The organism is Burkholderia sp. BCC1996, from assembly GCF_905339955.1.
Classification (GTDB): Bacteria; Pseudomonadota; Gammaproteobacteria; order Burkholderiales; family Burkholderiaceae; genus Burkholderia.
In genome coordinates, this window is record NZ_CAJPHM010000036.1 from 40,939 (window position 1) to 61,479 (window position 20,541).

At 61.4% G+C, this 20,541-nt stretch carries 19 protein-coding genes; 15 read left to right on the top strand and 4 right to left on the bottom strand.

Annotation, left to right across the window (positions count from 1 at the left end; translation table 11 throughout):
* Positions 1 to 38: 38 nt before the first annotated feature.
* From U4Z64_RS33555 to U4Z64_RS33585, 7 genes are all read left to right on the top strand, one after another.
* Positions 39 to 1,349, top strand: coding sequence for a hypothetical protein (locus U4Z64_RS33555; protein ID WP_321822251.1), 1,311 nt, complete (start codon positions 39 to 41; stop codon positions 1,347 to 1,349).
* The gene (locus tag U4Z64_RS33560) at positions 1,324 to 2,472 is read left to right on the top strand and encodes a glycosyltransferase (protein WP_321822252.1); all 1,149 of its coding nucleotides are present in this window, start codon (positions 1,324 to 1,326) and stop codon (positions 2,470 to 2,472) included. The genes U4Z64_RS33555 and U4Z64_RS33560 overlap by 26 nt, the downstream gene beginning before the upstream one ends.
* A complete protein-coding gene (locus U4Z64_RS33565) occupies positions 2,469 to 3,698 on the top strand; it encodes a polysaccharide pyruvyl transferase family protein (protein WP_321822253.1) in 1,230 nt (409 codons plus the stop codon). Before U4Z64_RS33560 ends, U4Z64_RS33565 begins: the two co-directional genes overlap by 4 nt.
* Positions 3,695 to 4,906 (top strand): glycosyltransferase, encoded by a 1,212-nt coding sequence (locus tag U4Z64_RS33570; protein ID WP_321822254.1) that lies wholly within the window; start codon positions 3,695 to 3,697, stop codon positions 4,904 to 4,906. The genes U4Z64_RS33565 and U4Z64_RS33570 overlap by 4 nt, the downstream gene beginning before the upstream one ends.
* A 24-nt stretch (positions 4,907 to 4,930) precedes the next feature.
* On the top strand, positions 4,931 to 6,292 hold the full coding sequence (locus tag U4Z64_RS33575) for an O-antigen polymerase (RefSeq protein ID WP_321822255.1): 1,362 nt from the start codon (positions 4,931 to 4,933) through the stop codon (positions 6,290 to 6,292).
* 88 nt (positions 6,293 to 6,380) lie between these two features.
* Positions 6,381 to 8,414: a hypothetical protein gene (locus U4Z64_RS33580; RefSeq protein ID WP_321822256.1), complete on the top strand. Its 2,034-nt coding sequence runs from the start codon at positions 6,381 to 6,383 to the stop codon at positions 8,412 to 8,414.
* Positions 8,407 to 8,883, top strand: a complete 477-nt coding sequence (locus U4Z64_RS33585; protein WP_321822257.1) for a hypothetical protein — start codon at positions 8,407 to 8,409, stop codon at positions 8,881 to 8,883. Before U4Z64_RS33580 ends, U4Z64_RS33585 begins: the two co-directional genes overlap by 8 nt.
* 32 nt (positions 8,884 to 8,915) lie before the next feature.
* Here U4Z64_RS33585 and U4Z64_RS33590 read toward each other — a convergent pair whose 3' ends face one another.
* On the bottom strand, positions 8,916 to 10,091 hold the full coding sequence (locus tag U4Z64_RS33590; RefSeq protein ID WP_321822258.1) for a glycosyltransferase family 4 protein: 1,176 nt from the start codon (positions 10,089 to 10,091) through the stop codon (positions 8,916 to 8,918).
* Between the two features lie 262 nt (positions 10,092 to 10,353).
* On the opposite strand from U4Z64_RS33590, the gene U4Z64_RS33595 reads away from it, so the two are divergent.
* Positions 10,354 to 10,914: a putative colanic acid biosynthesis acetyltransferase gene (locus tag U4Z64_RS33595; protein WP_124571941.1), complete on the top strand. Its 561-nt coding sequence runs from the start codon at positions 10,354 to 10,356 to the stop codon at positions 10,912 to 10,914.
* Positions 10,911 to 11,741, top strand: coding sequence for a glycosyltransferase family 2 protein (locus U4Z64_RS33600; RefSeq protein ID WP_321822259.1), 831 nt, complete (start codon positions 10,911 to 10,913; stop codon positions 11,739 to 11,741). The genes U4Z64_RS33595 and U4Z64_RS33600 overlap by 4 nt, the downstream gene beginning before the upstream one ends.
* A gap of 92 nt (positions 11,742 to 11,833) precedes the next feature.
* Here the strand turns inward: U4Z64_RS33600 and U4Z64_RS33605 are convergent, their stop codons facing one another.
* The 3 genes from U4Z64_RS33605 to galU all read right to left on the bottom strand — a co-directional run bounded on the left by U4Z64_RS33605 (position 11,834) and on the right by galU (position 14,827).
* Complete coding sequence (locus tag U4Z64_RS33605; RefSeq protein ID WP_321822260.1) at positions 11,834 to 13,069, bottom strand: glycosyltransferase WbuB; 1,236 nt, start codon at positions 13,067 to 13,069, stop codon at positions 11,834 to 11,836.
* 193 nt (positions 13,070 to 13,262) lie between these two features.
* Entirely contained in the window at positions 13,263 to 13,841 is a 579-nt protein-coding gene (locus tag U4Z64_RS33610; protein ID WP_321822261.1) for a phosphatase PAP2 family protein, read from the bottom strand.
* Between the two features lie 101 nt (positions 13,842 to 13,942).
* Positions 13,943 to 14,827, bottom strand: a complete 885-nt coding sequence (galU, locus tag U4Z64_RS33615) for a UTP--glucose-1-phosphate uridylyltransferase GalU (protein WP_321822262.1) — start codon at positions 14,825 to 14,827, stop codon at positions 13,943 to 13,945.
* 401 nt (positions 14,828 to 15,228) lie between these two features.
* Between galU and U4Z64_RS33620 the strand changes: the two genes are divergently transcribed.
* The 6 genes from U4Z64_RS33620 (at position 15,229) to bcsA (ending at position 20,541) form a co-directional block, all read left to right on the top strand.
* Complete coding sequence (locus U4Z64_RS33620) at positions 15,229 to 15,426, top strand: flagellar transcriptional regulator FlhD (protein WP_321803553.1); 198 nt, start codon at positions 15,229 to 15,231, stop codon at positions 15,424 to 15,426.
* Between the two features lie 723 nt (positions 15,427 to 16,149).
* Positions 16,150 to 16,383, top strand: a complete 234-nt coding sequence (locus U4Z64_RS33625) for a flagellar transcriptional regulator FlhD (protein WP_124668008.1) — start codon at positions 16,150 to 16,152, stop codon at positions 16,381 to 16,383.
* Between the two features lie 281 nt (positions 16,384 to 16,664).
* Positions 16,665 to 17,120 carry a cellulose biosynthesis protein BcsD gene (bcsD, locus tag U4Z64_RS33630; RefSeq protein WP_321822263.1) on the top strand — a complete coding sequence of 152 codons (456 nt, stop codon included), beginning with the start codon at positions 16,665 to 16,667 and terminating at the stop codon, positions 17,118 to 17,120.
* A gap of 45 nt (positions 17,121 to 17,165) precedes the next feature.
* Positions 17,166 to 17,591, top strand: a complete 426-nt coding sequence (gene bcsP / locus U4Z64_RS33635; RefSeq protein ID WP_321822264.1) for a cellulose biosynthesis protein BcsP — start codon at positions 17,166 to 17,168, stop codon at positions 17,589 to 17,591.
* Complete coding sequence (gene bcsQ, locus U4Z64_RS33640; protein WP_321822265.1) at positions 17,588 to 18,367, top strand: cellulose biosynthesis protein BcsQ; 780 nt, start codon at positions 17,588 to 17,590, stop codon at positions 18,365 to 18,367. Before bcsP ends, bcsQ begins: the two co-directional genes overlap by 4 nt.
* Complete coding sequence (gene bcsA / locus U4Z64_RS33645; RefSeq protein ID WP_415750619.1) at positions 18,316 to 20,541, top strand: UDP-forming cellulose synthase catalytic subunit; 2,226 nt, start codon at positions 18,316 to 18,318, stop codon at positions 20,539 to 20,541. The genes bcsQ and bcsA overlap by 52 nt, the downstream gene beginning before the upstream one ends.

Sequence of the window (20,541 nt, forward strand, 5' to 3'; positions counted from 1 at the left end):
GACGACACGCCTTGCCCGGCTATCGATTCGAACCCACCATGTCGGCACAACGCATCATCAAGGCATTTCTCGCTCACGGTCTCGGACAGGCCGTGAGTGTTTTCGCCCAGATCGTATCGGTACCCCTGTTTTTGTCGGTATGGGGCGCAGCGAAATACGGGGAATGGATTCTCATCTCGACGATTCCTACCTACCTCGCGTTGAGTGACCTGGGCTTGTCGACCGTTGCGGCTAACGAGATGGACCAGCGGGCGGCAGTCGGAGATCACGAACGACTTCAGGTGATTTACCGGACGCTCGCTGCCACGGTCGCCATGTTCGTGCTTATCGTGCTGATCGTGTCGGGCGCGGCGTGGTGGATCCTGGGCGCTGGCGGCCACGTGTTCCGGTACATGTCGGGGGACGAGGTCAGGTTCGTCGCGCTGATTCTGATTGGAGACGTATGCCTGAGCGTGATGTATGGCCCCCAGACAGCCGCGTTGCGAAGTGCCAATTGCTATGCGCTGTCCGTCGGTATTCTGAATGTGACGCGCTTTGTCGCGCTGGCGTTCGGGTTGATCGCGCTGGTGATATTCAAGACACCGATCGCGGTTGCCACCGGCATGCTCGTCGCGCGCATTGCCGGCTTCGCCGCGCAGCAGATCGTGAAGAAGCGCTATTGCCCTTGGGCCACGCTGCTTCCATTGACGATCGACTGGGCGTGGCTCAGAAAATCGCTGGTTCCGTCCTTGGCGTTCCTCGGATTCCCGCTCAGCAACGGACTGAATTTCCAGGGAATCCTTTGGGTGATCGGGACGGCACTCGGTCCGGCGCAGGTGGCGGCGTTTTCCACGATGCGAACGCTTACGCGAGTAGCCGTGCAAATGATGAACCTGTTGTCAAACTCGGTCTGGTCGGAAGTGTCGAAGCTTGCCGCCGTCGGCAGAAAGGGCGACGTCATACGTATCAAGCGCAGACTGACGATTGTCACGATGGCTGTCGCGGGCACGGTCGGTATCGCAATGAGCGCGTACGGAGAGCGGTTTTATGCAGCTTGGACGGGCAAGCACGTCGTTTTCGATTCGACGTTGTTCGACATCCTGTTGCTGTCGATGGTCGCGAATTCGCTGTGGCAATCGGCTTCCATCTTCGTGATTGCGATCAATCGCCATATCCGCTTTGCGTTCGCGTATCTGCTCGCCGCCAGCATTGCGATCGTCGCCGGACTGTTCGCCGTGCGCCATGGGGGACTCGTATCCGTCGCGATCTGTCTGCTGGGGCTCGACGTATTCCTGGTTCTCTTCGGCGAATACGAGGTATTTCAAGAGTATCGCGAGAAGGAATATGAAGGTTCTGTTCTTGATCGGTAGCATCGGCGATTACCATACCGCGCGCTTGAACGATGCGGAGCGCCGTCTCGTGCAGGTAAACGTCGATTTTCGCGTGCTGGTGATGAATCGCAAATCGACGGATTACCTGCATCGAGACGCACAGCGCTCCGGATGCGATGCACCGGAAAGCGGCTGGCGGTACGTGTCGAAGGAACGCGCGCGGTACACGCGGCCGCTATTCCTAGCGTGCCTGTTCAGGGAGATCGTTCGTGAGAAGCCGGACATGATCGTGACCATCGGATACAACTTTCCATATTCGATCGTCGGGCTGATCTACCGGTGGTTGGCGCGCCGCACGAAAATCGTGTTTTGCGCCGACAGCAAGTTCGACGACGGTGTGCGCCGGCCGGGCCGCGAGCTGCTCAAGGCCCGGCTTGCGTGTCTGTATGACGGCGCGATCGTGGCAGGGCGCCGGCAACGTCAGTACTTCCAGTTCCTCGGCATCCCGGCGGAGCGCGTCCGCGTCGGTTACGACGTGGTCGACAACAGCCGGTTCACGAAAGCCGCCGCGGCGGCCCGCTTGCGGCCCGACGAGCTTCGCACGCAGATGGGATTGCCGGAAAAGTACATCGTTTGCGTGTCGCGGCTGGTAGCCCGCAAACGTGTCGACAAAGTCATCGACGCGTACGCGCGATCGCGGGCAAGGACGATCGGTGTCTCGCTGCTAATCATAGGCGCCGGTGAACTCGAGGCGTCGCTGCGCGCGCGCTGCGAGCGCCTCGGAATCGCGCGCGACGTCGTGTTCAAAGGGCTGGTTCCCAATCAGGACATGCCGGTTTTCCTGTCGCTTGCCAATTTCATGATGCTCTTGAGTGACTATGACCAGTGGGGACTGTGCTTGAACGAGGCGCTCGCGTGCGGGACGCCCGTATTGTGCAGCGACGGCTGCGGGGCTGCGCACGAACTGGTCCGACACGGCGAGAACGGGTTCGTCACGGATGGAACGGATGCAGACATCGACCGCGGCGTCGCGACACTGCTTGACGACGAGAAGCTGTCCGCGCTCAGGCGAAACTTTCCGTGGAATCTCGATGACTGGAATTTGCAGCGGTTTTCCGAAAATGTGTTGAACTTCGCGAACGGGTTCTCGAAATGCAAGTGAATCATGTCGTTGTGGCCAATGTCTTTGGCGCGGTGAACAAAGGCGATGCGGCGCTCATCGAGGTGTGTATCGACGAAATCCTCGAAGCCTATCCGAACGCATCTCTCAGCGGTATCGCATACCAGCCGTCGACGCAACGCGCCCATCTGCCGCGGGTAACGTGGCACGAGCGGCTCGGGAACTGCGTATCGAAGCACGTGTGGCGCCGCCGTCTGTGCAATGTCGTTCGCCAGGGCATCACGATCTGCTATGTAACGTTGCGGCGACCGTGGCTGCTCGGCCGGCTGATTCCGGTCGAGCAACGACGTGCCATCGATGCGCTCGGTAAAGCCGATGTCGTCGTCAGTTGTCCGGGGGGGTATCTTGAGGATTCCAATCCGTCGTACTACGCCAACCTGATCCAGATCTGGGCGGCTTCGAAATTCGGCGCCACCGTGGTTCTGGCGCCGCAGAGCGTCGGTCCGATCCGCTCCAGGCGCGGCCGGTGGTTTGCCGCAAAGGTGCTCGCGAAAGCGTCCCTCATCTGCGTGCGGGAAAGCGAGTCGTACCATTTTGTCGTCGAGACGCTCGCGTTGCCGGCAGCGCGGGTGGCCAGAACGGGCGATCTTGCTTTTTGGCATGCAGCGACGCCGGCCGCGACCGCATCGATGAAAGCGGAACTCGGAATTGAGCCGGACGAGCCTTATATCGCTGTCTCGGTGATCGAATGGGCGTTTCCGCTCGCCGCTGACCAGGCGCAGGCCAAGGAACGGTATGTGCGCAACTTGTGTGAGTTGCTGAATGTCCTGCACGACACGCTGGGCGTCCGGATCGTCATCGTCAACCAGGTCGCGGCCGATCTGCCGGTGGGCCGCCAGATCGCTGAACGGTGTCCCGGATTCGTCATCCTGGATCAGAAGGATCGACCCGTGGCCGACGTCAGGAGCATCATCGCCGGCGCCTCGGTATTTCTGGGTAGCCGCTTTCATTCATGCATCTTCGGCCTGTTGGCAGGGCGGCCGCTCGTGGCGCTCTCCTACCTGCCCAAAACGAGCGGCATCATGACGGACCTCGGCCTGAGCGCCCGCGTTCACGACATCGACGGGTTCAATGTGAACGAGGTCGCGAGGACGATGATTGCCGACTATCGGGCGCCGTCCCGGGGGCAGGAGGAGATCGACCGTGCGGTCGAGCGCTATCGTCGCCTGTATCCGCGGTTTGCGGATCTCCTGCGGGAGGCCGCGTGACTCGGACGGTCGACCTCCATCATGACCAGGCGCCGGGCCATCAGGTCGGATTCGTAACGGCGTCCGCGTCCAGAACCGGTGGCGGCCTGTTCGACGCGGTACGTGGCCTTGCACTCGCGCTCCCGTCGAAGGGGTTCGTACCGCGCGTATTCGCACTGAACGATGCGAACACCAACAGCGATCTTCCGCAATGGCGGGGGACGCAGGTGACGACCTGCGACGCGGTCGGTCCCGCGATGCTCGGCTACTCGCCGGCCTTGCGTACTTCACTGCTGGCATCCGATGCCGACATCGTTCACACGCACGGAATCTGGATGCACCCGTCGGCGGATGTCGTCGCGTGGAATCGGCGTCGACGCAAGCCCTACGTCATCTCGCCGCACGGCATGCTCGATCAATGGATCCTGAATCGTTCGAAACTGAAGAAATGGATTGCGCTCGCCGCTTATGAACGTAGCCATCTGAATCGCGCTGCCTGCTTTCATGCACTCAATCGGGAAGAGGCGGATGCGATCCGGGCCGTGGGTCTGAAGCAGCCGATCGCTGTCGTGCATAACGGTGTGGCGATTCCGGAACTGGAAAACCCCGGGTTGCCGTCCTGGTGGACCGGTGAACTGGCATCCAGGAAACTGCTGCTCTACTTCGGACGGTTGCATCCCAAGAAGGGCCTGGAGAACCTGCTGACGGCCTGGAAGGATCGCGTCGTGGCGAATTCGATTAATGGCCGTTGGAATCTGATCGTCGGTGGCTGGGGGGATCCTTCCTACATCAGTAAGTTGCGCGGCATGGTCAGCGAGGGCGTGAGCGGCGACGGTGTCCATTTCATCGGCCCGCAATTCGGCCAGGACAAGGAAAAAACCTACGCAGCTTGCGATTGCGTGATCCTGCCGTCATTCAGCGAAGGGTTGCCGATGGTGCCGCTCGAAGCATGGTCATTCCGAAAACCGATCGCGCTGACGCGCGAATGCAATCTGTCGATCGGATTTTCCCGACACGCCGCATTCGAGATTCTCAACTCGGTCGAGGGATTGCGGGCCTTCCTTGACGAACTGTATGCCACCGACGATGCGAGGCTCGTTGCAATGGGCAATGGAGGGAGAGCGCTGGTCGAAAGTCATTTCACATGGAATGTCGTTGCCACACAGATGGCCGACGTTTATGGATGGCTGATGGGGCTTCGCGAGAAGCCGTCTTGCGTGATCGAGTGAGTATGCGACCGGCGAAGAGATGACATGGAAATCATAGGCTATATCGCGGTAATCAATCTACTGTGCTGGGGCATGTGCTTCGCCTTCGTCATGGCGATGCGCATGCCCATTTATCATCCGATTTTCCTTTACCTGATCTATCACTTCCTGGGATATGTCATACGCCCGATCAACATTTATCTGATCGGCAAATCCCTGCTGTGGAACACCATCGGGTTGACACCATCGGACGGAACGCTCTGGCTGACGTGCCTCAATATCAATTGTGCGCTGCTCGCCGCGGTCATCCTGCCGGCGCTTGTGGAACCGCGCAATCTTCGACAGCTGATGATTCCGCCGACCCGCCTCGTCATCACCGACAAGGTACGATTTTTCGCGGCTTTGATCGTTCTCGTTGCGCTCGGCTTGTATTCGACGCACGTCGCGTACGGGACGGCCGGCATCGATTCGGTCCAATCGTTCGAAGTGCAGGTCGATTCGAATGGCGGGCAACGCCTGGTGGGCGTGTCCGGCTATCTAATGGCGTTTGCGGAATTCATTCCGGCAGCGCTGCTGATCCTGATCCTCGCTTATGGCGTGACGCCGCCGATGGTTGCAGGGATCGGCGCATTCGTGCTGTTGCGCATACTGGTTGGCGCACAGCGCCTGTCGTTCGTCATCGTCGTGCTGAGCGCATTGACCATCGGGTTGATGCGGCGTGGTCGCCGCAGCTTCGCGATGAAGACGATCATTATCGGCGTTTGCCTGATCCTCGTATTCGACGTAGTCGGGTCGGATCGCCTCGCGGCGCGCAAGATTCTGACGGGTGACACAAGCATTTCGGAGATCGTGGATCGATATCAGAAGTCGAGAGCGGTTGGTGCCGGAACGAGCGACTTCCAGGAGTTCGACGTGTCGTCGGCAATTTACGAGCTGGTACCGGAAAGAACGGGGTTCAACTGGGGAACGCAGTACCTGCGGCTGCTCGTATGGCCGATTCCTCGCGCGATCTGGCCTGACAAGCCGACGACGACGCAAAGAATCAACCTTCTGAAATATGGGAATTTCTTTGCGCTGACCTGGTCGTTGCATGCCGACCTGTATTCGATATTCGGATTCCCGTCGCTGGTCGGCGGAATGTTCCTGGTTGGTCTGTTCCTGTACCGGTTTCATCACCGTGTCACGTATACGGCGAGTCCGAAACTGTTTGCGTCATACTGGATTTTCAATGGCTATATCTCGACGCTGTTTCGCGATGGCGGCGTGCCGATGGCGTATTTCTTCGGGTTCTCGTTCGTTGCCGTCTATATTCTGGTGACCGCGGGCAAGATCAGAATGGCGCGGATTCGAGCGCCGGCAGCCACTGCGGACACGGTACGCCGGGGCGCGGTCGGTTCGGTGGCATGAAGCGAATTGACCGGTATGAACCGCGAAAAGCGTCGCGTCTGCGAGCATTTCCAGGCATGGTCACGAATCAGATACCGGAGTCGACATCGTGAAGCAATCGAGGCGTGCGTTCCTGAAGCTGATTGCATCCGCCGCGGGCGCGGAAGCGATTCCAGGCGACGCCGGTGCATTCGAACGGCGCCCAGGGCCATCGGTCCGTGAAGTGATCGATGCCGCAGCATACGGAGTATCGGCAGATGCATCCGCGGAACAGAATTCCAGGGGATTACTGCGGATTCGCGAGAAGATGCGGGGCTCAGACACCGCATTCGATCTCATCTTGCCGGACGGGAGGCTGAATATCCTGACCGGCAGGTGGCTGCAAGGTGTCGCGGACGTGCACGTACGAGGTGGAAGAGGCACGCAATTGTGCAATGTCGGGACGTCGCAATCGACGACCGAACGTGTACCGCTCATTATCAACCAGGACTACTTTCTTGATCACGCCGGCTCGATACCCGGCTTCGGCGAGTTCGTCAACGGCGACCGTATCGGATCGGTGGCCGCCGGCACATCGCACGTTCGGCTGTCGAGCGCCGATGCCGCGTCGAAATATCGGGCGGGTATGCCGGTCCTGGTCTACGGCTTCAACCAGGATTCGCAGGGGTACCCGCCGTCGATTCGATATTTCGAGCGAAACACGGTCGCGAAAGTCGGTGCCGACACCGTCGAGCTTGCCGTGCCGCTCCGGAACGCCTACGACGCCCGTTGGGCCGATATCGTGCAGAACGGCGACGAGGCGTATCGTGCGGCCGATGCGACGGGCGCCGCGCGCATCCTGAGCCTGGATAGGGCTGGTTTTCGCGTCGCCACGCGCATCGTGCTCGACGATCTGGAATTCCTGTCCTCGCGCGATCGCCGCGACGCCGATGTCAGTTCCCTCGACGGCAGCCTGTACGCATTTTCGTCAGACCTGATCGTATGCAATCGCGTCCGGGTCAATGGCTATTTCTATCCGTCCGCCAGTGGAACCATCGTCGTCAACGACTCGTACATCCGCTTCGTTGAGAACGACAAACTCGTTGACAGGATCGAATACAACCGCTGCCGGATCGGCTTCTTTTCGAACGGTCCGGCGGTTAACCAGATCGTCGTGAACGATTCGACGATAGAAGAACCCATTCCGATCGTCAGCTGCCGCAACGTCGAGTTCAATGACGTCACGTTCGTTGGAGCGAGACGGGCAGCGAGCGCGTTCGTGACGCTCAGTTTCTCTACGCCGATGGAGTCGGTCGTGTTCAATCGACCCAGGCTGGTTCCCGCCCAGGGCACCCTCATGCCGCTGACGACGGGAGGCGGCGTCGTCAGGGTCAAGGTGACCGGAATGAGATCAGGCGTCTTGTATACCGATTTCTCCGGAATCAACGACCCGGTGCCACGTGGATTGACGATCGGCTCCGTGCTTCGAAACGAAAGCGGTCAACCGCAATTCGATGTGACGGGGATATGGCTCGAGAGCGGCCGCACGGCAATCGGCGTCAAGGCGCGAGACTCCGCGGTGACGGTGCGGGTCAATCAGGTATTGATGGCCAACATCTGCAAGCGTTTGACGATCGTCGATCCGGCTATCGTCGGGGCGCAATCCGATATGGAAGCCCGATTTTCGAGCCCACGAAGTATCTCGGAAGCGTCGTTTGATGTTGCCGTTCAATTGAATGCCGACGACGCGCGCATTCGCGATGCTCACCACGACGATGACGCCATCGACGTCGGATTCGACTTCGGCGGCGGCGCTCGTCAACGTCCATTCGATCTTACGATCCATCGGCGAGCACGCGAGTTGGCCGTAGAGATCGGTGACGCGCATGCGACCGCTGGAAGCGAATCCAGCGCAACGCTCATGCTGACGGGACTGGATTACACCGGCCGCCCGGTGTGGCGAGGTGCCGTCGACATGTCGGCGCCGGGTATACGGACAATCGGTGAGCGCCACGTGCTGGGGATGTCACGCGACCAGCTAACTGCTTTGCCGAACGTCCGAATCGTGCGATTGAGAGTCGTATGCAATACCGGGCGTTCGGCGTTGGCGACGCACGTGAAGATCAAAATTCTGCTGACCGATGAGGTGAATCGAGATGAATGAGGCAAGCGGGATGTTCAACGGACGAAAGGCGATACTGCTTCAGTGCGCCGTGTCGATCGCGGCGGCGGTAATGGCGCCGACAACATCGCTCGCAACCTGTGCGTTGCCCGGGTGTCACGGGCAGCCGGGATCCAGCGGCGCCGAGGCACAGGCACGCGCGATCTATGGCGACCCGGCTGGAGACACGTTGAAAGGAAACTCGGGAAGTTATCGGCAATCCGCATCGGATGCGAGCGAATTGCGGACATTCGCGACGGCGGCCGCCGGCGCGAAGAATCCGTACGCAGCTGACCTGGAGCGGATGGGGTACGCGCGCGGCAGCATGTACTCGGGAATGGGCACCGGTTCGGTATCGAGCCTGCGCTCCGCGCGGAATGCCGGGATGGGGAAGTCGGTCGCCGGCATGCTTCCGGGAGTGCAGGGCTTATCGGTCGGGATTCCCGGCGCCGCATCGAGGATTAGCCGATAGGATCAGCCCATCAATGGTACCGGGCGCAGCCGTCACATGCCTGAACGCACGTCGCGCACCGGCTGGAGGCAGCCGGCATAGACCTGCTGCAACTTGTCGACATACTGGGTCCAGTTGTGCGTGCCGGCTGCCGCGATGCGCGCGTGACGCGAAAGTTCCGCGCGCTTGTCGGGCGAGCCGATCATCTCGCCGATGGCATCGGCCAGCCGTTCGACGGATCCGGAGGAGACGATCGTGCCGCTGCGACCATGCTCGATGATCTCGGCGGCACCGGATTCCCTCGTCGCCACGATCGGCAGGCCGGTCGCGAGCGCCTCACACAGAACGACGGCGAGCCCCTCTTCAAGAGACGGCAGGACGAAAAGATCTGCCGCGTTGTAGTAGTCGTTGAGCTGCGCGTTGTCTACTCGAGGAATGTGGGTGAAAAGGTGGCGGTACGGAGCGAGCAGCGGCTCGACCGTCGGATCGATCTGTCCGATCAACGTGACATGTGCACGCTTGTCGCCGAGCCGATTGACGGCTTCCAGGAGATAGAGCTGACCCTTGCGCAGGCTGACCTGTCCAACGCAAAGGATACCAAAGCGACTTGCATCCATGCCCCGCTGTTCCAACGGACGGAATCGCTTCACATTGGCCGCATAGGGAATCACCTTGATGATGCTCGCGGGAACGCCGTACTGAATGAATGAATCTCGCACGATCGACGACGGTGCCAGGACGTAGTCATAGAGATTTACTTCATCGATCAGCCGCCTTTGTTGCCGATTGATCCGCCGAATGCGTGGCAGTCCGCGCCGGTCCTCTTCTTCCGACAGGAGCCGATCTCGATAGAGTGGATGCGTGTTGACGACCTCCCCGATCACGATCGAGCCTTCGCGCTTCGCCCTGGCGACGATGTGCCGTGAAGTGCCATGTGCCATGACATGCAGAAGCGGTGTCGGCCGCCAGTTGAATTGCACGCCGAACTGCCACAGATCGTGGTATGCCGGGAAAAGCTGATCGCTCAGACAGCCCTTTAACAGCTTCGCGTGAGCCCGAACTGCATATTCCTTCGCCCAGATATTGACCGCCCGGCCACGCGACAGCGAGAACGAAGAGGCACGCGCTTTGTGGGAGTAGTAGAACGTATCCAGGATTCCGAGCTCGTCGAGCCGATCGATATAGTTGTGGAAGTGAAACCGGCCGCATACCGCAACGCTAACCTTCATGATTCGGCTCTCGGAAAAATTGAAGCGCGTCGAAACGTAATTCGATCGATTCGATGATAGCCTCGCAGCCCGCGAGGACCGGGAGCAATGTGCGTGAACAACTAGATTTTGGCGGAATGATGCGACTTGAACGGGCACGCGCGGCGGTAGACTTACGACTCGGCATGTTCGTCCCGGTGGCTGTTGGCGGCAACAGAGCGCCGACGTGATTTGTTCCCGTGCCGATCGGCGCGGATTCGCCTCTCGCTCATTTCTCGATCGTATGATTATTGACGGTAATGATCCCTTCACCGAGCCGTCGTTCAACCTCTCGAATCGGCTGCGTCGTGCTGTCTGGGGCGTGGCCTATGTCTTGCTGTTCAGGTTCAGTCCCAGGCCGCTGCATGGGTGGCGATCGCTGTTGCTCAGATCGTTCGGCGCAAAACTGGGCCCGCATGTTCATGTGTATCCGCGCGTCAGGATCTGGGCGCCGTGGATGCTGGAAATCGGTTCGCATGTCGGCATCGCGGATGGCGTGACTCTCTACAACATGGCCAATATCAAGATCGGGAGCTATGCCGTGATTTCGCAAGGCGCGCACCTGTGTGCCGGTTCGCACGATATCAATTCCCGCAATTTCCAGCTCGTGACGCGTCCCATTACAGTAGGTGATCACGCGTGGGTCTGTGCCGAGGCTTTTCTTGCGCCGGGGGCGGTCGTACCCGAGGGTGCCGTGGTGGGGGCGAGGGCCGTCGTGTCGCGGCCGCTCGAAGAGCAGTGGGCAGTGTATGCCGGTATGCCTGCCCGTCGAATCAATTCGCGCGTGCGCAGAGGTGCGGAATGACATACGGATTCTCGGTCCTGATCCTGACGAAGAACGAGGAATCGGACCTGCCGGGATGCCTGAAGAGCATCGATGGCGTGGACGACATCTGGGTCCTCGATTCGATAAGCGAAGACCGCACCGTGCAAATCGCAACCGCGTTCGGTGCGCATGTCGTGACGCGGGAATTCGACGGTTTTGCCGCGCAACGTAACCACGCGTTGCGGAATTTCGGCTTCAAGCACGAATGGCTGTTGATCCTGGATGCGGATGAGCGACCCTCCCCGGAACTGCTGGATGAACTTCGTCGCTTTGTTTCCGATGTGCCCGACGGGATCGGTGCGGCCAGGATGCGACGTAGAGACTACTTCCTGGGTCGATGGTTGAAGCATGCGCAAATCTCGCCATACTTTATTCGATTCGTGCGTCCGTCGCGTGTGCACTACGAACGCGAGGTCAACGAGGTTCTGATCGTTGACGGCGATATTCACGAACTGGCCGGGCCGCTGGATCACTTTCCCTTCTCGAAAGGCATGGCTCACTGGATCGGCAAGCACAACGTCTATTCGTCGATGGAAGCCGGCGAGCTGCTTCGCCGGCAGCAGGCCGATTTTTCGGTCGTCAAGGCGCTGTTCGACCGCGACTTCAATGTTCGACGATTTCATCAGAAGGCGCTGTTCTACAGAATGCCGTGTCGGCCCTTGTTCAAGTTTTTCTACATGATGGCTGTCCGCCGATCGTTTCTCGACGGGCGCGCAGGATGGCATTACACGTTCCTGCAATGCGTCTATGAATATCTGATATCGGTGAAAGCCGTCGAGCTTCACCGGGTAGACTCGCGTCGTTGAGCATGCTGCCGCATGGCGCGCCGGAAGCCGGGTATCGCGAGCGGCCGGCAATCGCGGCGGCACGGGCGCAGCCGCCGTTGCCGGTCAAGCGGTCAGGTGCCGGGCGACGTTCGACGCAATGCGGTCAATTTCGCCTCGAATTCGCGCAATACCGCTTCGCGTGACAGGACGGCCTCTGCGAAATCCCGCCCCGCGCGCCCTAGATACGTCCGCTGCCTTGCATCGGCAGCGAGCGCATCGATGGCGCTCGCCAATGCTTCCGGGTCGCCAGGCGAGACCAATACCCCGCGCTGGGATACTACGTCGTGCAGCTCCGTGCCCGCATTGGCCATCGCAATGACTGCCCGGCCACTCGCGAACATGCCGGTCAGCTTCGATGGCATGACGAGATCCGCGGCGTCGGCGCGTTGGGGGAGTACGTGTATGTCCGCCAGATTCAGCAGTTCGTTCAGTCGATTGGCGGGCTGCAGATTCATGAATCTGCAGTTTCGCAGCTTGCTGCAACGTGCGATGAGGTCGTCACGCACCGGGCCGTTGCCACAGAAGACGAACACGAGGTTGTCGCGTGATTCAAGTCTTTGTGCAGCATCCGCCAATACGTCGAGCCCCTGCTTCGCGCCCATGTTGCCGGAATAAAGCACGACCGTCGCGTCGAGGGAAATATTGAGCGCGGCGCGCAGCTCGCTTGGGCGCCCCAGCGGATAGATTGAGCGCGTGTCGGCCCAGTTTGAGAAATGTACGAGCTTGGCGGGCGGAATGCCCTTATGCATCGCCCGTTCGACCATTTTCCCGGAGATCGTCGAAACGGTATCGAAGCGCTTCATGAGCATCCGTTCGAATGCGAGCGCCGCGCGTCGTAACAGCGAGCCGTCGAGCATGCCGAGATTGAATGCCGCATCAACTTCGTAATCCTGAATGTGAAGCCAAGCATGTGCACCGCTCAGTCTGGCCGCGAGCCAACCGCCGGGCGCGTTCAGCAAGCTGGGCGCGACGCAGATGATGGCGTCCGGCCGCCAGAGAGCGTGGCGCAGCATGAGCGGAAAGCTCGTCAGCGCGAAGCTGGCGAGGTGCACGATGCGCAGGGCGCCGCGCGGCCGACGCGGGACCCACAGCGGTGCTCGCCACAGCCTGACCCCGTTGCGTTGCTCGGTCGCATACCGCGCCGAGTGATATCCGTTTGCTACGCGCCATTCCGGGTAATACGGTGGCGCACAGACTACGCGTACCGAGTGACCTTTGGCGGCGAGCGTTTCGGCCATTTCCGCCGTGTACTTGCCGATGCCGGTCAGTTCGGGGGCATAGTTGATTCCGTAGACAAGGATTTTCATCGAATTGACGCGTGATTTCGGGGGAAATGGTGCGGTGCGCAATAGCAGCATTGTGCGGATTGCTCGTCGAATCGGTCCGACAGAATGTTGGCGCGCGCCGCCACGCGGGTGTGTCGGGCGCAACGCGTACGCGGCGGCCAGATACGGCGATAGCCCCACGATCCCGACGTCGGCGTACAGGTGCGCCGGCACCTCATCGAAATGCCGTGCACAGGAACGGCGAGTAAGTCTCGATCGCGGCCTGGATCGGTGAGCAGTATCCGTAGGCGATGCTCGAGACGGCAAGCATCGACGCGGCCGCGGGCGATCGGCGCCAGGGAAGCAGTACGGGTGCGGCTTTCCAGCGCAGCAGCGTCACCATGATGAGCATGCCGATGATCCAGCCGACGGCCACCTCGGATACGGTGTGCGCATGATCGAACACGCGGGCTGTCGCGACGGCCGCCGCGAGTGCCAAGCCGGGCAGCAACGCGATATGGGCGCGGACATGCCAGCCATCGTGCAGCGCGAGCAGGAAGGCCATCGGCCATACCGATGCGGCGAGCATCGTGTGCCCGCTAATCACGCGAAAATGGATCGTACGGATCTCGATGCCGCAGCCCGCATACAGAACCTTGGTCAGGCCGACCGCCAGCATGCCGCCGCCGAGCAGCATCAACCACGATGCGGCGATCCGCCAACCGTGCATCGACGTAGCGAGCCATGCGCCGCAAACCGCAGCCAGCGGGACGGTCAGTGCCGCGTCGCCGAGGCGGCTAATCGATGTCCACATGCCGGGCGCCGCCTGTTCGTATGGGCAGGACGGGCGCCGTCATGCGCTGCAACGATCGCATCGGCAGTGTAATTGAGGCCGATCGTCGTCTCGCGTTCATGTCATGCGACCATTGCCTCGGAGAGGCGCGCAAGCAAATACCGCTCGAAGTCCGCCGCAACCTCCGGATGCCGCAGCGCGAACTCGATCGTCGCCTTCAGGTACCCGAGCTTGCTGCCGCAATCGAAGCGCGTGCCGTCGTAGCGATACGCGAGCACCTGTTCATCGGTGAGCAGCGACTGGATCGCGTCGGTCAGTTGCAATTCGCCGCCCGCGCCGGGTTTGAGCCCGCGGAGATGCTCGAAGATCTTCGGTTTCAACACGTAACGGCCGACGACACCGAAGTTCGACGGCGCATTCGCCGGTTCGGGCTTCTCGACGATGCCGGACAGCTTGAAGAGATCGTCTTCCCAGCGCTTGCCGTCGATCACGCCATAGGATTTCGAATCTTCAGGAGCGATTTCCTCGACCCCGATGACCGACGCGTGATAGTGATCGAAGACGTCGATCATCTGGCGTAACACCGGCTTCGGGCCATCGAGCAAATCGTCGGCGAGAATCACCGCGAACGGATTGTCGCCGACGAGCTTCTCCGCGCACAGCACGGCATGGCCGAGCCCGAGCGCTTCGGCCTGGCGCACGTAAAAGCAGTCGACATGGCTCGGCTTGATGCTGCGCACCAGCGACAGCAGCTTGTCCTTGCCGCGTGCCTCGAGTTCGGCCTCGATCTCGTACGACTTGTCGAAATGATCCTCGATCGCGCGCTTGCTGCGTCCGGTCACGAAGATCATCTCCGTGATGCCCGCTTCGATCGCTTCCTCGACCGCATACTGGATCAATGGTTTGTCCACGACCGGCAGCATTTCCTTGGGACTGGCCTTGGTGGCCGGCAGGAACCGCGTGCCCAGGCCGGCGACCGGAAAGACGGCTTTCGTCACTTTCAACATAGTGGTAATTCCATGAGTTCGGAATGAGGAGCAGACAACGTCGAGGTGCGATGTCGGTGTCCGGACGCAACAAGAGATTCGAAGTCGCACAGCACGCAATTGCCTGGCCGCGCACGTGCGATTCGGGAAATCCTAATGTGTTCGGAAATAAAGCGGCGACTGAATCTTGGACGAATCCGACAGGTTGATTGCGAAACCATACGTTGGCGCAAGAATTATTTTGAAACAGTGTGCAAATGGCCGGCTCGGCGTTATATAGCGGATGACGGCTGTCGTTTGTCGACAGGCGTTCGCTTGGTTGGGATACGGTTCGAAGCGAAAGCCCGGAACCCGGTCGGATTTTGCAGATGCGAGTGTGTGCCGATGCATCGCGTTCACGGGCATGTCTTTAGGAGAGCGTGATGACGGAAGAGGATGATATTTGCCGGGCGTTGGGCGCACTCGATCCTGCCTATCTCGAACTGATGCAGCAGATGTTGAAGATCGATTGCGAGGTCGCGGCACGCGAGTTGGGCATCTCGAATCAGATCGCGTCACGGATCATCGCGCTGACACCGGCCGAGATCGAAGCGCTGGTCGGCCGCGAATCGCAGCCGTAGATGGCAACGCTGGCGTCGTCCCGTCGCAACACCTGCTGGCAAATGTGCGGACCGGATTGCGATGGTGGCCCCGTGGCCGGGAGCCGTCGAGTTTCCGGCATGCGTGGACGAAAGCGTGCCACGGTCCCGCTATATGCGAAGGAAGAAAAAGAATCGAACGAAATATGTTTAGCGTTGAAACGCAATTGCCAAACAGAAGGGCGAAAGTGGAGTCACCATGACGCATTCGACCATAGACACCGTGACGATATCCGAACAACGGCAGCGCACCGGCTGGGCTGGTGTCTGGCTTCCATGCACCGATCCTCCCGCGGAACCGATGTGGTGTGAGGGCCGATGGCCGGGACATCCATACGGCTTTCCCGTGTATTGGGACGGCACCAAATGGTGCAGCAAGATTTTCGGCGCCCGCGGGGATTTCTGGCGCGAGCGCGTGATACGCGCTGCATAGCAGGCACTGACGGCGGCGCTGCGCGTTCCGGTAAGCATTTGGGTGGACCGTCCATCGCCGCATGACTTTATCGAACCGCATGCCGCCGCTCCGTCGTGTCGTGCTTTCACGAACGGAAATACGAGCAACCCGCGAGGTGGCGGATTACCGCTAGGTTTTGTCCGCTCGCCGCCGTGCGCGACACGTAGAGTGCGGGGCCAAAACTCCGCGTATTGCCAATACGCGCGCTGCGGCCGGCTGAATGCAATCACCGTCCAAAATCAGGAACGCCCATGCCCGAACAGGACGACATCTTCGACGCGATTGCGGAATTCAACCGTTCGTATCTGACGCTTGCCCAGCGCTTGCTGCAAGCGGATCGCGAAGCGGCGAAACAACAACTGGGCATGTCGGACGAGACGGCTGCGATCGTCGCCGCATTGACGCCGGCACAGATCGACGAACTCGCCGAGCGTCGCGAACTGTTCTGCGAATTCCGCGCGGAATCCTCGCCCGGCCGGGCCTGATACGGCGGCCTTTCCAACGTTTCATGCGGCGCGTCGCGCACTAGCCTGGCCGTATACCGGCTTGACTGTACACGACCGATCGCAGCTCGGCTGCCGCCGAGGCCGCAGCCGTCAATTGTCGGCGGTGGCCGATAGTTTGGCGTTTTTCGGCTAGATGTCGAATCCCATTCGTCTAATTGGATTCGCTACGATGCGCAAAAACGCTGTTGCCACGATGTCCGCACGCGAAGCACACGATGCGGCCACGCCGATAATTGTCTTTCACCGGGGATTCGTCGTCCATGCAGGGAATGTTGGAGCATCTACTCGAGCGCCAAGTATCGATCCAATGGCGCGGCTTCCTGGAGGCATTGGCCGGTGAATTCACCGATCAGCTCGATCGGGACGAGCTGAGGCAATTGATGGCGCGCATCGGCATGCGCTTCGCAGCCGCGCATCCACTTGGCCCTTGCGAATCGACGGACGATCTCGCGGATGCATTGAATGCCCGCTGGCGCGACATGCAGTGGGGTTACGCCGAACTGTCCGACGAACACGATTTCCTGCGCATCGTTCATTACGCCGCGCCGTTGCGCGCGTTCGGCGACGGTTGTCTCGCATGGTCGTCTGCCTTCCTCGAAGGCGCGTATCAGGGCTGGTTCGACAGTGTCGGCGCGACCGGCTTGCGCGTGACGCAGGTCGTCGCGCCGCCGGACGATTCGCGGATCGAACTGCGTGTTGCGCGCGCAAAGAACTGAGCGACCGGGCCGACCGGAACTTCCGCGACAACCAATGGGCACGCTATGTCGACTTCACGGGATATCGAATCGTTGTTCAAGCGTTTTGGCGGCGATGCCGGACGCTATCACGAAGTACGTGCGGAAGCGGATGCCGAAGTGGCCCGCGCGCGTTGGCCGCTGCTCGGCGGTGTCGAGTTGCGCGCGAGCGAGTCGCAGGGGCAGCCGGGCGCCGGGTCGCCGGACGGCGCGGATAGCCTGCGCAAAATCGTACTGGCCGACACGCGTGCGTTGCCTGCGTCCGCGCAGGATAACGGCGGGCGGGAACAAGCATCCGGCACGCTGAAGAAGCTGGTTGCCAGGCCGGCGGCATCGGATGGCACGGACACGCAAGGTCCGTCACAGCCGCTTGGTCGGTTGTTCGAGCGGTTGCGCACGGAGGCGACGGGCGAGGCGCCGAAGAAGCCGTCGGTGTGGACCGGCCGCTCATGAAAATCGTCGCGATCGCTTCGGCAAAGGGCGGCGTCGGCAAGACGACGCTGGCGGCGAATCTCGCGGCCGTGTTGGCGGCGTCGCGGCGCCGGCGCGTGAGCGTGGTGGATCTCGATCCGCAGAATGCGCTGAAGCTGCATTTCGGCGTGCCGCTCGACATGACCGACGGGCTCGCCCATGCCGCGCTCGACGGGCTGAACTGGCCGGCCGTGGTCGTCGACGGGATCACGGTGTTTCCATTCGGCCTGGTCAGCGAAACGAATCAACGCCGCTTCGAGCGGCTGCTCGACCGCGATCCGTCGTGGCTCGCGCACGGGCTTGCCGCGCTCGGGCTCGGCGACGACGACATCGTGATCATCGATACGCCGCCGGGCACCTCGGTCTACATGCGCGCCGCGTTGACGGCCGCGCATTTCGTGCTCAAGGTCGTGCTCGCCGATGCGGCCTCGTACGCAACGATTCCGCAGATGCGGCGGATGCTCGACGCGTATGCCGCGAGCCGCGCGGATTTCGTGGGCGACGGCTACGTGGTCAATCAGGTCGACCAGTCGCGCGAGCTGGGCCGCGATGTGCTGCGCGTGCTGTGCGACAGCCTCGGCGCGGCCCGGTTCGGCGGCGTGATTCACCGCGATGAAGGAGTCGCGGAATCGCTCGCGTCCCGGACGACCGTGAATCGCTACGACCCGCGTTCGCAGGCCGCCGCCGATCTGAACGCGTGCGGCGCATGGCTCGAGCGCGTGCTCGATCGGCGCGACACCGCGCGGAGCATCGCTTGAGCGCCCGCGGGGAGGTCGCGCGGCCCTCGGCGGTCGACCGGTTCGTCGACGCGTTGCCCGGGAGCGGCTGGCTCGTCGCGCTGCCTATAGCCGCATGCACGCTGCTGGCGCTGTATTTCGTGTGTACGGTGCCGCTCGACGCGATCGGGCAGCTCGTGTTCGCCACCTGCTGCATCGCCTGCTCGCTGGTGGTCCGTCGCCTGGGCGGACGCTATGCGACGCTCGTCATGATCGTGCTGTCGGTGGTGGCCACCGGCCGTTACATGTATTGGAGATTGTCCGGCACGCTGGTGTGGTCGCATCCGCTCGACGCGGTGTGGGGCACGCTGCTCGCGGCGGCGGAAGTCTATGCGGCGGCGGTGCTGATCCTCGGCTACTTCCAGACCGCGTGGCCGCTCGGGCGCAAGCCGATGCCGTTGCCCGCGTCGCGCGCGCATTGGCCGAGCGTCGACGTGTTCATTCCGACGTACAACGAACCGTTGAGCGTCGTCAAGCCGACCATCTACGCGGCGCTCGCGCTGGATTACCCGGCCGACAAGCTGTCGATCCACGTGCTGGACGACGGACGTCGCCCGGAATTCCGCGCGTTCTGCGAGTCGGTCGGCGTGCACTGGACGATTCGCGATCACAATCGCCATGCGAAGGCCGGCAACCTCAACGAAGCGTTGAAGATCACCGACGGCGAATACATCGCGATCTTCGATTGCGATCACGTGCCGACGCGCTCGTTCCTGCAGATCTGTCTAGGCTGGTTCATTCGGGATCCGAAGCTGTCGATGCTGCAGACGCCGCATCACTTTTTTTCACCGGACCCGTTCGAGCGCAACCTCGGCATTTTCAGAAAGGTGCCGAACGAAGGCGAACTGTTCTACGGACTGGTGCAGGACGGCAACGATCTCTGGAACGCGACGTTTTTCTGCGGATCGTGCGCGCTGATGCGCCGCTCGATGGTGGAGGAGATCGGCGGCATCGCGACGGAGACGGTGACCGAGGATGCGCACACCGCGCTCAAGCTGCATCGCCGCGGCTATACGACGGCCTATCTTGCGATACCGCAGGCGGCGGGGCTGGCCACCGAGAGCCTGACCGGGCACATCGGCCAGCGCATCCGCTGGGCGCGCGGCATGACGCAGATATTCCGCATCGACAACCCGCTGTTCGGGCGCGGACTGACGCTGAGCCAGCGGCTGTGCTACCTGAACGCGATGATGCATTTTTTCTACGGGATCCCGCGGCTCGTGTTCCTGACCGCACCGCTGTCGTTCCTGTTCTTCGACGCGCATGTGATCCATGCCCCGGCCACGATGCTTGCGCTCTATGCGCTGCCCCACGTCATCCATGCGAACGTGACGAACTCGCGGATGCAGGGCCGCTTCCGCCATTCGTTCTGGGCCGAAGTCTACGAAGCCGTGCTCGCGTCGTACATCGCGCTGCCGACGATGCTTGCGCTGATCAATCCCCGGCTGGGCAAGTTCAACGTGACGGCCAAGGGCGGACGCATCGACCGCGGCTACTTCGACTGGGCAGTGTCGAAACCGTATCTGAGCCTGGTGGTCCTGAACGTGATCGGCCTCGCGGTGGGCGTCCTGAACCTGTCGCTCAACCGTCACGTCGGCAGCGAAGTCCAGACGACGGCGTTCAACCTGGCATGGACGACCTACAACATCCTGATTCTGGGGCTCGCCGTCGCGGCGGCGAACGAGCGCCGGCAGGTACGCGTGTCCCATCGTGTCGCGGCGCGAATTCCGGTCATGCTGCGCTTCGCGAATGGCCGGACGCTGGCATGCGAAACGCGCGACTACTCGGAGGGCGGGATCGGCGTGGCAGTCCCCGACGATGCGCGCATTCCGCGTGGCGAACTGGTGACGGTATCGCTGTTTCGCGGTGTCGAGGAGTACGCATTTCCCGCGACGGTCGAATACGTCGAGCCAGGCCGCGTCGGCATCCGGTTCGAGAGCCTGTCGCGGCAGCAGGAGTTCGATCTCGTCAGTTCGACCTTTGCCCGAGCCGACGCATGGATCGACTGGACGGACGGCCGCCGTCCCGATTCGCCGCTGCGTGCGTTCCTGCATCTGTTGAAGGTCGGCGTGCAGGGCTTGCTTCGCCTGATCGCGCGCCTGTACGCGGACCTGCGCGTGTACGCGCGTGGCGGCCGCAGCAACGAAAAAAAATAG

Excerpts from the sequence above, each read along its gene's own strand:
- U4Z64_RS33605 (WP_321822260.1), bottom strand. The coding sequence starts at position 13,069 with ATGAAAATCCTTGTCTACGGAATCAACTATGCCCCCGAACTGACCGGC.
- bcsA (WP_415750619.1), top strand. The coding sequence starts at position 18,316 with ATGGCTCGAGCGCGTGCTCGATCGGCGCGACACCGCGCGGAGCATCGC.
- bcsP (WP_321822264.1), top strand. The coding sequence starts at position 17,166 with ATGTCGACTTCACGGGATATCGAATCGTTGTTCAAGCGTTTTGGCGGC.
- U4Z64_RS33575 (WP_321822255.1), top strand. The coding sequence starts at position 4,931 with ATGGAAATCATAGGCTATATCGCGGTAATCAATCTACTGTGCTGGGGC.
- U4Z64_RS33600 (WP_321822259.1), top strand. The coding sequence starts at position 10,911 with ATGACATACGGATTCTCGGTCCTGATCCTGACGAAGAACGAGGAATCG.
- U4Z64_RS33620 (WP_321803553.1), top strand. The coding sequence starts at position 15,229 with ATGACGGAAGAGGATGATATTTGCCGGGCGTTGGGCGCACTCGATCCT.
- U4Z64_RS33610 (WP_321822261.1), bottom strand. The coding sequence starts at position 13,841 with ATGTGGACATCGATTAGCCGCCTCGGCGACGCGGCACTGACCGTCCCG.
- bcsD (WP_321822263.1), top strand. The coding sequence starts at position 16,665 with ATGCAGGGAATGTTGGAGCATCTACTCGAGCGCCAAGTATCGATCCAA.
- bcsQ (WP_321822265.1), top strand. The coding sequence starts at position 17,588 with ATGAAAATCGTCGCGATCGCTTCGGCAAAGGGCGGCGTCGGCAAGACG.
- U4Z64_RS33560 (WP_321822252.1), top strand. The coding sequence starts at position 1,324 with ATGAAGGTTCTGTTCTTGATCGGTAGCATCGGCGATTACCATACCGCG.
- U4Z64_RS33625 (WP_124668008.1), top strand. The coding sequence starts at position 16,150 with ATGCCCGAACAGGACGACATCTTCGACGCGATTGCGGAATTCAACCGT.
- galU (WP_321822262.1), bottom strand. The coding sequence starts at position 14,827 with ATGTTGAAAGTGACGAAAGCCGTCTTTCCGGTCGCCGGCCTGGGCACG.
- U4Z64_RS33595 (WP_124571941.1), top strand. The coding sequence starts at position 10,354 with ATGATTATTGACGGTAATGATCCCTTCACCGAGCCGTCGTTCAACCTC.
- U4Z64_RS33555 (WP_321822251.1), top strand. The coding sequence starts at position 39 with ATGTCGGCACAACGCATCATCAAGGCATTTCTCGCTCACGGTCTCGGA.
- U4Z64_RS33585 (WP_321822257.1), top strand. The coding sequence starts at position 8,407 with ATGAATGAGGCAAGCGGGATGTTCAACGGACGAAAGGCGATACTGCTT.
- U4Z64_RS33590 (WP_321822258.1), bottom strand. The coding sequence starts at position 10,091 with ATGAAGGTTAGCGTTGCGGTATGCGGCCGGTTTCACTTCCACAACTAT.